The 14,048-nt window shown below is 45.1% G+C and carries 12 protein-coding genes; 5 read left to right on the top strand and 7 right to left on the bottom strand.

Translation table 11 applies throughout. From position 1 onward, the window contains the following. Nucleotides 1-10: 10 nt before the first annotated feature. The 7 genes from cydB to aspS all read right to left on the bottom strand — a co-directional run bounded on the left by cydB (nt 11) and on the right by aspS (nt 8,477). Nucleotides 11-1,147 (bottom strand): cytochrome d ubiquinol oxidase subunit II, encoded by a 1,137-nt coding sequence (gene cydB / locus P4S59_RS05610; RefSeq protein WP_006742909.1) that lies wholly within the window; start codon nt 1,145-1,147, stop codon nt 11-13. Nucleotides 1,148-1,164: 17 nt separating this feature from the next. Beyond that, nucleotides 1,165-2,751, bottom strand: a complete 1,587-nt coding sequence (gene cydA / locus P4S59_RS05605; protein ID WP_012841977.1) for a cytochrome ubiquinol oxidase subunit I — start codon at nt 2,749-2,751, stop codon at nt 1,165-1,167. A 461-nt stretch (nt 2,752-3,212) separates the two neighbouring features. Continuing rightward, nucleotides 3,213-4,217, bottom strand: coding sequence for a Holliday junction branch migration DNA helicase RuvB (ruvB, locus tag P4S59_RS05600; protein ID WP_031780162.1), 1,005 nt, complete (start codon nt 4,215-4,217; stop codon nt 3,213-3,215). Nucleotides 4,218-4,506: 289 nt separating this feature from the next. Continuing rightward, nucleotides 4,507-5,118 (bottom strand): Holliday junction branch migration protein RuvA, encoded by a 612-nt coding sequence (gene ruvA, locus P4S59_RS05595; RefSeq protein ID WP_012841979.1) that lies wholly within the window; start codon nt 5,116-5,118, stop codon nt 4,507-4,509. Nucleotides 5,119-5,185: 67 nt separating this feature from the next. After that, nucleotides 5,186-5,707, bottom strand: a complete 522-nt coding sequence (ruvC, locus tag P4S59_RS05590; protein ID WP_012841980.1) for a crossover junction endodeoxyribonuclease RuvC — start codon at nt 5,705-5,707, stop codon at nt 5,186-5,188. 102 nt (nt 5,708-5,809) lie between these two features. Then, nucleotides 5,810-6,556: a YebC/PmpR family DNA-binding transcriptional regulator gene (locus P4S59_RS05585; RefSeq protein WP_047008558.1), complete on the bottom strand. Its 747-nt coding sequence runs from the start codon at nt 6,554-6,556 to the stop codon at nt 5,810-5,812. A gap of 142 nt (nt 6,557-6,698) precedes the next feature. Continuing rightward, on the bottom strand, nt 6,699-8,477 hold the full coding sequence (aspS, locus tag P4S59_RS05580) for an aspartate--tRNA ligase (RefSeq protein ID WP_074191083.1): 1,779 nt from the start codon (nt 8,475-8,477) through the stop codon (nt 6,699-6,701). 306 nt (nt 8,478-8,783) lie between these two features. Here aspS and P4S59_RS05575 point away from each other — a divergent pair, with 306 nt between their 5' ends. The 5 genes from P4S59_RS05575 to P4S59_RS05555 all read left to right on the top strand — a co-directional run bounded on the left by P4S59_RS05575 (nt 8,784) and on the right by P4S59_RS05555 (nt 14,045). Further along, nucleotides 8,784-9,617 carry a DUF72 domain-containing protein gene (locus P4S59_RS05575; RefSeq protein WP_337168067.1) on the top strand — a complete coding sequence of 278 codons (834 nt, stop codon included), beginning with the start codon at nt 8,784-8,786 and terminating at the stop codon, nt 9,615-9,617. A gap of 93 nt (nt 9,618-9,710) precedes the next feature. After that, nucleotides 9,711-10,448, top strand: a complete 738-nt coding sequence (cmoA, locus tag P4S59_RS05570) for a carboxy-S-adenosyl-L-methionine synthase CmoA (protein ID WP_048626189.1) — start codon at nt 9,711-9,713, stop codon at nt 10,446-10,448. 85 nt (nt 10,449-10,533) lie between these two features. After that, nucleotides 10,534-11,505, top strand: a complete 972-nt coding sequence (gene cmoB / locus P4S59_RS05565; RefSeq protein WP_012841985.1) for a tRNA 5-methoxyuridine(34)/uridine 5-oxyacetic acid(34) synthase CmoB — start codon at nt 10,534-10,536, stop codon at nt 11,503-11,505. Between the two features lie 276 nt (nt 11,506-11,781). Then, nucleotides 11,782-12,528: an ATP-dependent zinc protease family protein gene (locus P4S59_RS05560; protein WP_012841986.1), complete on the top strand. Its 747-nt coding sequence runs from the start codon at nt 11,782-11,784 to the stop codon at nt 12,526-12,528. Nucleotides 12,529-12,539: 11 nt separating this feature from the next. Continuing rightward, nucleotides 12,540-14,045 carry an inactive transglutaminase family protein gene (locus P4S59_RS05555; protein WP_337168066.1) on the top strand — a complete coding sequence of 502 codons (1,506 nt, stop codon included), beginning with the start codon at nt 12,540-12,542 and terminating at the stop codon, nt 14,043-14,045. Nucleotides 14,046-14,048: the final 3 nt, after the last annotated feature.

Here is a 14,048-nt window from a genome sequence, read left to right as displayed (position 1 = left end):
TAAATGCTCCTTAGTAAAGTGAGTTTTTGTTGTCTTCAATGTACTGATCATCAAGGCGACCAAACATCTTGTAGTAAGTCCAAGACGTGTAACCAAGGATGATTGGCACCATAACAAACGCAACGCCTGTCATTAGGTTCAGAGTCAGTTCAGATGACGTTGCATCCCACATTGTTAAGCTGTGGCTTGGCATTAAGTCTGAAGGCATGATGAATGGGAACATCGCAAAACCTGCAGTAAAGATAACGCCAGCAACACCCAGACTTGAAGTAATGAACGAAATCGCACATTTTTCAAGACGAGATGCCAATACGGCAAGAAGCGGCATTGCGACACCTAGTACAGGAGCAGCCCATAGTAGTGGGTAGTTTTCAAAATTCTTCATCCACGCACCAGCTTCACGGATTACCTCTTTGTTTAGAGGGTTAGAAGCTGCATTAGTGTCGATACCGCCAACAATGACGTAACCATCAATATTTTGGATCCAGAAACCAGCAGCTACAAACGCTGCAACCGTCAGTAAACCAGCCAACTGAGCAACGTTGCGAGCACGCACATGCACTTCGCCCGTTGTTTTCATTTGTAGCCAAGTCGAACCTTGCATCAAAATCATGAACAAACTAACTAAGCCACACAGCAGTGCAAATGGGTTTAGAAGACCAAAGAATGAGCCATGGTATGTTGGCATCAAGAACTCACTCAATTGGAATGGTACACCCTGTAGTAGGTTGCCAAACGCTACACCAAAGATGATTGGTGGAACGAAACCACTGATTGAGATACAGATATCCCATGTATTACGCCACTTTGGATCTTCGATTTTAGAGCGGTAGTCTAGGCCCAGAGGACGAAGCCATAGCGCTGCTAGTGTCAAAATCATCGCTAAGTAGAAGCCTGAAAATGACGTTGCATAAACCAAAGGCCAAGCTGCAAACAATGCACCACCAGCAGTGATAAGCCAAACTTGGTTACCATCCCAGTGAGGGGCTATTGAGTTAATCATGACGCGACGTTGCGTGTCGTTTTTACCGATAATAGGTACAAGCGCGCCTACACCCATATCGAAACCGTCTGTTACTGCAAAACCAACTAGTAGAACACCGATTAGTACCCACCAGATGAGTCGCAAGATTTCGTAATCAAACATCTTGTTATCTCCTTACCTTACGCTTCTACTTGGCGACTAACTTTGTCTTCAACAGAGTCAGCATTTTGCTCGAAGTGGTAGCGACCCGTTTTCAGGCTACTTGGGCCTTTACGAGCGAATTTCAACATTAGGTAAACTTCTGCAACCAGGAATACCGTGTATAGCGCCAGAATTGCGAATAGTGAAGTCCAGATTTCGCCAGCAGTTAATGCAGAAGCTGCAACGTGCACTGGTAAAATTTCACCAACAGCCCATGGCTGACGACCGTACTCAGCGACGAACCAACCCGCTTCAATCGCAATCCACGGTAGTGGGATGCTGAATAGTGCAGCTTTAAGAATCCATTGTTTCTGTTCGATCTTCTGACGACACGTTTGAATAAATGCCGCACCGAAAACGAATAGCATGATGAAACCACAAGCAACCATGATACGGAATGACCAGAATAGCGGCCATACTGTTGGGATTGAGTCATCCGCAGCAGCTTGGATTTGCTCTTCTGTCGCATCAACAACATTGTCTGTGTAGCGTTTTAGAAGTAGACCGTAACCTAGGTCACCCTTCACTTCATCAAACGCAGTCATGTTTTCTTCTGACTTGTCGCCCGCACGAAGCTTCTCAAGAAGTTCATAAGCGTACATACCGTCACGAATACGATCGACGTGCTCATCACGTAGGTCACGAAGACCTGTTACTTGCTCATCAAAAGAACGTGTCGCGATGATACCCATTACGTAAGGGATCTTGATTGCGTAATCTGTGTGCATGGTTTCTTGGTTAGGAACACCAAACAACGTAAACGCTGCTGGAGCTGGTTCTGTGTGCCACTCTGCTTCAATTGCAGCAAGCTTCACTTTTTGAACTTCACCAAGCTCGTAGCCAGATTCATCGCCAAGAACGATGGTAGATAAGATAGCCGCAATACCGAAAGAAGCAGCGATAGCAAATGAACGACGAGCAAACGCAATGTCACGACCTTTTAATAGGTAGTATGAACTGATGCCTAGAATAAACATTGCGCCACAAGTGTAACCAGAAGCAACCGTATGCACGAACTTAACCTGAGCAACTGGGTTTAGTACAACTTCAGAGAAGCTTACCATTTCCATTCGCATGGTTTCGAAGTTGAAGTCCGCGCCTACTGGGTTTTGCATCCAGCCGTTTGCGATAAGAATCCAAAGTGCAGAGAAGTTAGAGCCCAGCGCCACAAGCCAAGTAACCGCTAAGTGTTGACGTTTAGATAGACGATCCCACCCGAAGAAGAATAGACCAACAAAAGTTGACTCCAGGAAGAATGCGACAAGGGCTTCGATCGCTAGCGGCGCACCGAAGATGTCACCTACATAGTGGGAGTAGTAAGACCAGTTCGTACCAAACTGGAATTCCATGGTAAGGCCTGTCGCCACACCAAGTGCAAAGTTAATACCGAATAGCTTACCCCAGAACTTGGTCATGTCCTTGTAGATTTGCTTGTTCGTCATTACGTACATCGATTCCATAATGGCCAGAAGGAAGGCCATACCAAGGGTCAATGGTACGAATAGGAAGTGATACATCGCTGTCAGTGCAAACTGCAACCGCGATAGATCAACTACGTCAATCATGGTAACTCCTATGTGTCGGCTGAATGACACTCTCTACATATTGCAATCCATACTCAAGTGTTATTTACACTTGAAAAATGTTGAATTATCACAACTCATTGTTGCAAAAATGTGCTTCATTGGTTAGTTAATTGTTAAGCATCAGCTAATATAGCTAGGGCTAATATTACTTGTAAAAACAGATTGTTTCAAAAGGTTTATAGCCGGAATGCGCTTTGATATACATCAATGTTTATGCGCGGAATTTGCACAAAAATCCATCACATTGATCCAGATCAACCAGTATTAGATACGGATGTTAAGAGAGAGTAATCAGGAGAGAAATTAACCAGTTGCGAGCAAACATAGAGTTAACAATCAATGCTTTTTACTTACTAAACTGGTATGAGAAGAAATTCAAAAAATGTGAGTTTGGTCAACTTTAATGAAGCGCTGGGCAGCAAAGGCCCAGCGCGGGAATCTTATTTTTCAATTCCGAAATGCAAATACGCACGATCTGTCGCGATTCTTCCACGTGGAGTGCGTTGTAAATAACCTTGTTGAATAAGATAAGGCTCAAGAACGTCTTCGATAGTATCCTTTTCTTCACCTATCGCTGCCGCCATGTTATCGAGTCCGACCGGACCACCACCAAATTTCTCCATAATTGCGAGTAGTAGTTTGCGGTCCATATAATCGAAACCTTCGGCGTCCACATCAAGCATATTCAGCGCTTTGTCGGCAACCTCTGCACAAATGTGACCATTTCCTTTCACTTCCGCATAATCGCGAACACGACGTAGTAGGCGGTTAGCAATACGTGGTGTGCCACGTGCACGTCTTGCCACTTCCAATGCACCTTCAGGTTCCATTGACAAACCTAAACAATCCGCGCTGCGCTGCACAATATCTTGGAGGTCTTTTATCTTATAAAACTCAAGGCGCTGAGTAATACCAAAGCGGTCGCGCAATGGTGACGTTAAAGAGCCCGCTCGGGTCGTCGCACCAATTAACGTAAATGGTGGTAAATCGATCTTAATAGAACGAGCGGCCGGACCTTCACCGATCATAATATCCAGTTGATAATCTTCCATCGCCGGATACAGAACCTCTTCAACCATCGGGCTCAAGCGGTGAATCTCATCGATGAACAACACATCGTTTTCTTCTAGGTTAGTTAACAGCGCGGCCAAATCCCCTGCTTTCTCAAGTACAGGGCCCGAAGTGGTGCGAATGTTCACTTCCATTTCATTGGCAACGATATTCGCAAGTGTGGTTTTACCCAAACCTGGAGGACCAAAAATCAAAAGGTGATCAAGAGCTTCACTACGTAACTGAGCAGCTTTAATGAAGATCTCCATTTGGTCACGGACATGATCCTGACCTTGGTAATCCGCTAATTTTTTTGGCCGAATAGCACGGTCAATGACATCTTCATCACGAAAGGCAGGGTTTTCTGGCGCGATTAAACGATCGGCTTCAATCATCTTTTTACCTTGAAAAATGGTTACCTGAGAGAATAATGCCGCTCGTTTAACAGCAAGTGGCATATTTTTTCTATATCTCGTCATCCTGTACAGCGACGAAGGAGCGTGATACAGGATCTTCTATCCGAGCGGTTTATGGTCAAATTGTTTCATTAACCGCTCAGCGTGCTGCTATTAGATTCCCAGTCTCGCTAGGCTCGCTGGAATGACACAAAAAATATCGTTAAGCGATTGGCATTAACCTTAGAGAATGAGTTATCTTGAACAAATGCTCACTGTGAAACCAGCGTTACACCATTGATTTTAGAGCTTCACGGATCATTTGCTCACTGCTCATGTCCGGTTTAGCGATCTGAGACACCACTTTCGACGCTTGAGTCGGCTTGTAACCCAAAGCTAGAAGCGCGCTAATTGCCTCTTCTTCCGCGTTGTTGGATGTCGCACCAGAATCCGCAGGAGCAGCATCCGTAAATGGTGTAAATAGATCGCCAGCGCCCCACCCTTTCAAGCGGTCTTTCATTTCAACAACCAATCGCTCTGCGGTTTTCTTGCCAACGCCTGGAAGCTTAACCAGCGTAGAAACGTCTTCATGTTCCACACAAGTAACAAATTGCGTTGCTGTCATACCAGAGAGAATACCAAGACCGAGTTTAGGACCAACGCCATTGGCTTTGATCACTTCACGGAAAAGTGCGCGTTCTTTTACTGTGTTGAAACCGTATAGCAATTGTGCATCTTCACGGACGACAAAGTGAGTATAAATAATGGCTTCTTCGCCAACATTTGGCAGCTCGTAAAAACAGCTCATTGGCATCTGGACTTCATAACCGATGCCATTAACTTCAATTAATACTTCAGGTGGTTGTTTTTCAATCAGTGTGCCACGAAGACGTCCAATCACTATAAATACTCTTTGGAAATGAATTTGCGACAGGATAATAAAGAACTGGATAGACATCCAGTTAATTTTATCGGTAGCGCCCTTTTCTGGCACTGGTTGCTTTGCCCGCTAAGGCAACGAGGGTTTTGTTCGTATTGGCATGACAAATCGCCACACCTAAAGCATCGGCTGCATCCGCTTGAGGCTTGGCGGGCAGTTTAAGCATTTGCTGAACCATATGTTGAACTTGCGCTTTGTCCGCACCACCAGTACCGACTACAGCTTGCTTAATAAGACGCGCGGCGTATTCGTATACCGGCAACTCTGCATTCACCGCAGCAACAATTGCGCTGCCACGAGCCTGGCCAAGCTTTAATGCTGAATCCGCATTTTTAGCCATAAACACTTGTTCAATCGCAAATACGTCCGGTTGAAACTGGGTAATGATTTCCGTGACGCCAGCGTAAATCTGCTTAAGACGGCCCGGAAGTTCTTTTTCTGAAGTACGAATACAGCCACTACCAAGGTATTGCAAATGACGTCCATTTTGACGAATGACCCCATAACCGGTAATGCGTGAACCTGGGTCAATGCCCAAAATAATTGACATGAATATTCCTAAAAATGAGGCCGAATACGGCCTCAATTTCTTATTATTACTTTTAGCTTACTTTCTAACTTCGGAGCGAATACCGCTCACTGCACATTGAGTTTACTCTAGAGAGGCCGCAACGTCGTCAGAGATGTCACCGTTGTGATAAACCTCCTGAACATCGTCCAAATCTTCTAAAGCGTCAATCAAACGAAGCAGTTTTGGCGCAGTGTCCACATCCAGTTCTGCTTTCGTTGAAGGGATAAGCGACACTTCGGCGTTCTCCGCCTCAAAACCTGCGGCATCAAGGGCATCTTTTACGAGTCCAAAATCGCTTGGTACGGTGTAAACATCAATCGAGCCATCTTCTGATGTTTCGATGTCATCAGCGCCACTTTCTAACGCCACTTCCATCACCGCATCTTCATCTAAACCTGGGGCGTATGAGATCACGCCTTTCTTGTCGAAAAGATAGTTTACACTACCATCCGTACCCAGATTGCCTCCTGACTTCGAGAACGCATGGCGTACACCTGATACTGTGCGATTTCGGTTATCCGTCATACATTCGACCATAACCGCAGTACCACCCGGACCATAACCTTCATAGATTACGGTTTCCATATTGTCGTCGCCTTCACCACCAGCACCTCGGCTGACAGCGCGGTTGACAGTGTCACGCGTCATGTTGTTAGACAACGCTTTATCAATTGCAGCTCGCAAACGTGGGTTATTTTCTGGCTCACCGCCTCCCTCTTTTGCAGCAACAACGATTTCACGGATTAATTTGGTAAAGATTTTGCCGCGCTTCGCATCTTGCGCTGCTTTACGGTGACGAATATTCGCCCATTTACTATGACCTGCCATAATTCACCTTTTAATGTATTTTGACGCTTAATAGCAAACATGAGCTAAAAAGCGTTGCTTGGGAAATTGCTTTGGAAGTTTCTTAGGTTTATTTAAACAAAAACTCCCGCAGTTGCGGGAGTTTTCTTCAAATGTTGTGCGCTTATTCTGCGTCTTTTTCTTTCGCTGCAGTCACTGCGATTGCTAGCTCTTCTAGCGCAGCTGGGTTAGCAATGCTTGGTGCGTCTGTTAGTAGACACGCCGCTGCTGTTGTTTTCGGGAATGCAATAACATCACGGATGTTCTCGGTACCACATAGCAGCATCACTAGACGGTCAAGACCGAATGCAAGACCTGCGTGTGGAGGCGTACCGAATTTCAGTGCATCAAGCAGGAAGCCAAACTTAAGCTGTTGCTCTTCAGGTGTGATGCCTAGAATATCAAATACGGCTTCTTGCATATCTGCGTTGTGGATACGAACAGAACCGCCGCCAACTTCGTAGCCATTTAGAACCATATCATAAGCGTTAGAGTTTGCCGCAGCTGGGTTCGCTTTTAGCTCTTCCGCAGTCACACCTAGAGGTGACGTGAATGGGTGGTGCATCGCGTGTAGGTTGCCTTCGTCATCTTCTTCGAACATTGGGAAGTCAACAACCCATAGTGGAGCCCATGCAGATTCGTCAGTTAGCTCTAGGTCTTTACCTAGTTTCAAACGTAGCGCACCCATTGCTTCTGCAACGATGCCCGCTTTATCAGCGCCAAATAGGATGATGTCACCAGATTCCGCTTGAGTGCGATCTAGGATAGCGTTGATCACATCTTCGTTTAGGAACTTAGCTACTGGAGATTGGATACCTTCCATGCCTGCTGCACGATCGTTAACCTTCATCCAAGCTAGACCTTTCGCACCGTAGATACCAACGAATTCACCGTAGCCATCAATTTGCTTACGAGTCAAAGATGCACCACCTGGAACGCGAATAACGGCAACGCGACCTTTCTCGTCGTTTGCTGGGCCAGAGAATACTTTGAACTCAACGTCTTTCACTAGGTCAGCAACGTCTACTAGCTCTAGTGGGTTACGTAGGTCTGGCTTGTCAGAACCGAAACGGCGAATCGCTTCGCTGAATGGCATTACTGGGAACTGACCTAGGTCTACGTTTAGTAGCTCTTGCCACATATCGCGAACCATGTTTTCTGTCACTTCACGTACTTGCTCAGCCGTCATGAATGACGTTTCGATATCGATTTGAGTGAATTCTGGTTGACGGTCAGCGCGTAAGTCTTCATCACGGAAACACTTAACTATTTGGTAGTAACGGTCAAAACCAGACATCATTAGAAGCTGTTTGAATAGCTGTGGAGACTGAGGAAGCGCGTAGAAGCTGCCTTTGTGAACACGGCTAGGTACTAGGTAGTCACGCGCACCTTCTGGTGTCGCTTTCGTTAGTACTGGAGTTTCAATGTCTAGGAAGCCGTTGTCATCTAGGAAACGACGAACAAAGCTAGATGCTTTAGCACGTAGCTTGATGCGGTCACTCATTTCTGGACGACGAAGGTCTAAGTAACGGTACTTCAGACGTTGCTCTTCAGAGTTCTTTTGGTTGAAGTCTAGAGGCAAAACGTCACTGCGGTTGATGATTTCAAGACCTGTCGCAAGGATCTCAACTTCACCTGTTGCCATGTCTTTGTTTGCTTGGCTTTCTGGACGAACGCGTACTTCACCCGTTAGTTTGATACAGAATTCATTACGAAGTGTGTTAGCCACTTCATACGCATCCGCCATATCTGGATCAACAACTACCTGAACGATACCTTCGCGATCTCGCATATCAATAAAAATAAGACCGCCTAAATCACGACGACGGTTAACCCAGCCGCAAAGTTCTACAGTTTGTCCTGCAAGGGACTTGTTCAGGTGACCACAGTAATGGGTACGCATAATGAAATTCCCAATCTCTCAAATGTTGTTAACTACGCTCTGTCAGCCTCATTGCCAAGCAGAGTAAAGATTCAGTTATACGCTGAATGTCCACGAAAATCGACTACTCAACATACAATTAAGTGTGTTTTATCATTCACTGGTGCTTTTTAGTACAACAAATGTTCAAAAGCGCACCAAAGCGAAAAAATTGGTGGGGATTATAGCGTGAAATTACCTATTTCAGCAAAACTCTCGTAAAGTATTCACACGAGTAGCAAGCAGTAAAGAATAATGGATAACTTACCTCTTCGACTTGGATTGACAATGTGGTCGCATAATCAATGGCAGCAAAGCTTTTACGGCAGCGGGACAAAGCCCGCTGAACGTTTAGAAAAGTATGCACAGGTGTTCCATACCGTGGAAGGCAACACGACATTTTATGCCACGCCGACGCTCAACACGGTGCAGAACTGGAGAGCAGCAACCCACGATGATTTTCGCTTTACTTTCAAACTTCCTAAAGCCATCACTCATGAGCAAATGCTAAGAGGTTGCAGCGAACAACTGAGAGACTTCATGAAAGTCATGGAGCCGTTGCATGACCGTGTGGGGCAATGGACAATTCAATTGCCAGCCGCTTTTGGTCCTGAGCACCTTGATCGATTGAAAAAGTTCTGTGCGAGCTTTCCACCTAACTTCCCTCTTGGTGTTGAGGTTCGTCATATGGCATTTTTCTCCAAAGGTGAAGAAGAGCGAGCGCTTAACCAATGGTTAGTAGAAAATAACATTGACCGCATTATTATGGATAGCCGCCCTGTCTTTGCCGCTAAGCCAAACAATGAAGCGATCATTGATGCGCAAATGAAAAAACCAAGAGTACCAGTCCACGCCATTGCTACCGCTTCACACCCTTTGATTCGCTTTATTGGTCATCCAGAAGAACAGCAAAATTACGAGTTTTTTACACCATGGCTCAGCAAGTTGCCGCAATGGGTTGCAGAAGGTAAACAGCCGTATGTCATGATCCATACTGCGGACAATATAATTGCGCCGGAGTTGGCAGCCAATCTGTATAAAGACATACAGAAGCGTATAACACTTCCTGACTTGGCATCTTTCCCGGCTAACGATGGCAACTCGCAGTTGCAGATGTTCTAACGCAACACATGACAGAGGCGTGAAATTCCCATAAAATACGCGCCTTTTTTGGTGCCTGACGTTTTCAGGCGGCTTGTATGCAGAGACTTGGTTATGAACCCTAAGAGCAATCCAGATACTATTTTTTCGGCTCCAATCGATAAAATTGGGGATTTCACGTTCGATGAACGCGTAGCGGAAGTATTTCCTGACATGATTCAACGATCGGTGCCGGGTTACAGCAACATTATTTCTGCAATTGGTATGCTGGCAGAGCGTTTTGTAAAACCTCACTCAAACATCTACGACCTAGGTTGCTCTTTGGGTGCAGCTACGCTGTCTATGCGTCGTCATATCAAACAAGAAGGCTGTAAGATCATTGCGGTCGACAATTCACCTGCAATGGTTGAGCGTTGCAAATTACATGTAAACGCGTACCGAAGCGATACTCCTGTAGATGTGGTTGAAGCGGATATTCGTAATATCGATATTGAAAACGCATCAGTTGTCGTACTGAACTTTACTCTGCAATTTCTTTCTCCAGACGATCGTTACGCCCTGCTTGAACGAATCTACGCGGGTCTACGTCCAGGCGGAATTTTGATTTTGTCGGAGAAATTCGTCTTCGAAGATGAAGTGTCAAACGAGCTATTAATTGACCTTCACCACGACTTTAAACGTGCAAATGGTTATAGCGAACTAGAAATCAGCCAAAAGCGCAGCGCGATAGAAAACGTAATGCGCCCAGATTCAAAGAAAGAGCATAAAGAGCGTTTCGCTAAAATTGGCTTTTCTAGCTACGATGTTTGGTTCCAATGCTTTAACTTTGGCTCTATGTTCGCAATTAAATAAACCGTGCATACAAAGGCCCTGAATCACGCCACTTTAGGCTGTTATTTAATAATTTTAATACCACCAACTCAGCGATTAACTAACTATGTTTAACTTTGCAAACTTCTACCAATTGATTGCCCAAGACACACGTCTTCAACCTTGGCTCAATGTGCTACCACAACAGCTAACGGATTGGCAAAATGCAGAGCACGGTGACTTTGGTCGCTGGTTGAAAGCACTGAACAAGATTCCAGAAGGCTCACCGGATCAAATTGACATCAAGAATTCAGTGACTATCAGCAACGACACTCCTTTCCATGAAGGTGAGCTGAAGAAATTAGAGAACTTACTTCGTACATTCCATCCGTGGCGCAAAGGGCCATACCACGTACACGGCATTCATATTGATACTGAGTGGCGCAGTGATTGGAAATGGGACCGCGTGCTTCCTCATATTTCTCCATTAAAGAACCGCAGCGTACTCGATGTTGGTTGTGGTAACGGCTACCACATGTGGCGTATGCTGGGTGAAGGTGCACGCTTAACCGTCGGTATCGATCCATCTCATCTGTTCCTAATTCAGTTCGAAGCAATTCGTAAACTAATGGGCGATGACCAACGTGCGCACCTACTGCCGTTGGGTATTGAACAACTACCTAAGTTAGAAGCGTTCGACACGGTATTCAGCATGGGCGTGCTTTACCACCGTCGCTCTCCATTGGATCACTTGGTGCAGCTAAAAGATCAATTAGTGTCTGGTGGTGAACTCGTACTAGAAACACTAGTGATTGAAGGTGATGAGAATTCAGTGTTGGTTCCAACTTCTCGTTACGCACAAATGCGCAATGTCTATTTCTTCCCTTCAGCAAAAGCACTGAAAGTATGGTTAGAGTTGGTAGGATTTGAAGATGTGCGCATCGTTGATGAAAACGTCACTTCGGTTGATGAACAACGTACCACAGATTGGATGACGCATAACTCTCTACCAGACTATCTAGATCCGAACGACCCAAGCAAGACTGTAGAAGGTTACCCTGCCCCTCGCCGCGCGGTTCTTGTCGCTCGCAAACCATAATTCGCTGAGATTCCTGACATTGTCTTAACTCATTTTACGAGTTAAGACATTACCCTCTTTCCTCGTACTGAGCGTGTTTGTTTTTCGAGTCCATTTGTTACATCAAAACATAAGCACGCTCTAAATAAGGATGCGCTTTTATGTCCTTGATTTTTAGCTTTTCATCACTATTCCTCAAACAATAAGTAATAGAGAAACATTCTTACTTGTGAGGCTTTATCGATATGAGCTAAACTCCTAAAAAATAAACAACTTAATCCAATCCCAAGGTTTTCAATGTTATTACGATTGACCCCGATTGTTGCCATCGCCTTACTATCTGGATGCTCACTAACCAAAGGCGAACAGTACCACCAAGAAACGTTAGCGGCTATTCAAACTTCAGAAGCGAATGTCAATAATCGCATTACTAACTTAGAGCTTCAGCTCAGCAACCAATCGGACTATATCGACAGCCTTGAAGAACAAGTCGATAAACTACAGGTTGAACTTCTGACATTTCGTGATGAAGCAATGGCAGAAGTGAAAAAGCCAAAAGAGCCGATTATTGTCCAATCTCCTGCTCCTGTGGAACCAACACCAACTCATGATATTGTCCTTGGCTCAATTGAAAAGGTCACTATCGACTCCATTAAGCAGACTTTTGATGCACGTGTCGACACCGGTGCCGCAACCTCATCTTTAAATGCAGTTGATATTGAAGAGTTCGAAAGAAACGGCAAAAACTGGGTTCGATTCCACCTGGCAGATACCAGTAAATCTGAAGAAGAAAAAAATACTTGGATCGAAGCGCCAGTCATTCGTTACGTAAAAATTCGCCAAGTTACCAGTGAAGAACTAGAACGTCGCGCTGTAGTCGAACTTTGGGTGCGCGTTGGAAAAATTCATGAAAAAGCGCAATTTACGTTGGCAGATCGCTCGCATATGAACCATCCTATTTTACTGGGTAGAGAATTTATGCGCGACATCGCACTTGTCGATGTAAGTCGTACCTATATCCAAACGGACGAAGATAAAAAATAATAAGGTAGATTATGACGTCAAAAATACCGTTTTACCTTTCAATCATCTTATTGGTGATTGCGGGCATTGCTTTGAGTGTTTTCAGACATGAAAACTACGGCGTGCCTTGGACACCAGGCGAAACTCGTCAGGTATGGGATGTAGAGGCACGTATTGAGTTCAATGCTAACGGCAATGAAGTCAAAGCTTCACTCGCAGCACCTCATACACAAAGTGGTTATACGCTTATCGGTGAATCCGCTTCCTCTTCTGGTTATGGCGTTTCCTACATTAATTCTGATTCTGGACGTCGTGCCGAGTGGTCAATTCGTCAGGCCAAAGGTCCTCAAACCATTTACTACAAAGCGCAGTTCTTAGTGGACCCTCAGGCTAAAGTTACGCCTCTACCACCAACTGAAGACATTACGCCACCAACGCTATCAGCTCCACAAGCCGCGGCGGCAAATGCCCTTGTAGAGCGTGCGATGAGTCGCTCTGCCGACAATGTGACCTTTACTCGTGAGCTCATCAAAGCGCTTAATGACCCAGACAGTCAAAACTCATCGCTACTACTGAATGACTTCAGCCGTACTGATGCATTGCACAATATTCTGCTAACGGCTGACATCCAAAGCAAAACAGTTGGTGTGATTGAATTAGAAGATGGCCGTCGACGCCAAACCATTCAACCAATGGTTCAGGTTTGGTCAGGTAAAGATTGGGTGCTGTTCTCACCGAATTCCGAGCAGAAAGCTGTGAAACCAAACTTATTAGTTTGGGATGAGTCGAATGTATCCCTGCTTGATCTTGTTGGTGGTAAAAATAGCCAAGTTCATTTCTCAATGATCAAACAAGAAATGACTCCACAGCAAGCGACGAACAACAAGATAGAAGCTGATGGGCTGCTGAATATTTCAATTCATAGCTTGCCTCTTGAAGAACAAGCGATGTTTAAGACTATCATGCTAATCCCTATCGGTGCCCTTATCGTGGTGTTCTTGCGTGTGATTATCGGTCTAAAAACATCCGGTACTTTCATGCCAGTACTGATTGCTGTTGCGTTTGTTCAAACCCAGCTATTAACGGGTATTGTCGGTTTCTTACTGATCGTTGGCACAGGCTTGATTATTCGAAGTTACTTATCGAGGTTGAACTTACTGCTTGTAGCACGGATATCAGCGGTCATTATTACCGTTATTATGATCATTTCGGTGTTCACAGTAGTCGCATTTAAGATGGGCTTAACGGAAGGCTTAACAATTACGTTCTTCCCGATGATCATCTTGTCTTGGACAATTGAACGTATGTCTATCCTATGGGAAGAAGAAGGCGCGAAAGAAGTCGCTCTGCAAGGTGGGGGCTCACTGCTCACCGCAGTATTGGTTTACTTAGCGATGACGAACTCATACATTCAGCACCTAACCTTTAATTTCATTGGTCTACAGTTGATTGTTCTGGCCGGTATTCTATTGCTAGGTACTTACACAGGTTACCGTCTAACTGAGTTACGTCGTTTCAAACCACTAGCGGAGGACTAAACG

The organism is Vibrio sp. M60_M70 (assembly GCF_037162085.1).
Lineage (GTDB): Bacteria > Pseudomonadota > Gammaproteobacteria > Enterobacterales > Vibrionaceae > Vibrio > Vibrio diabolicus.
Note: the sequence above shows the minus strand (reverse complement) of the source record. Positions and strands in the feature narration are given on the sequence as shown.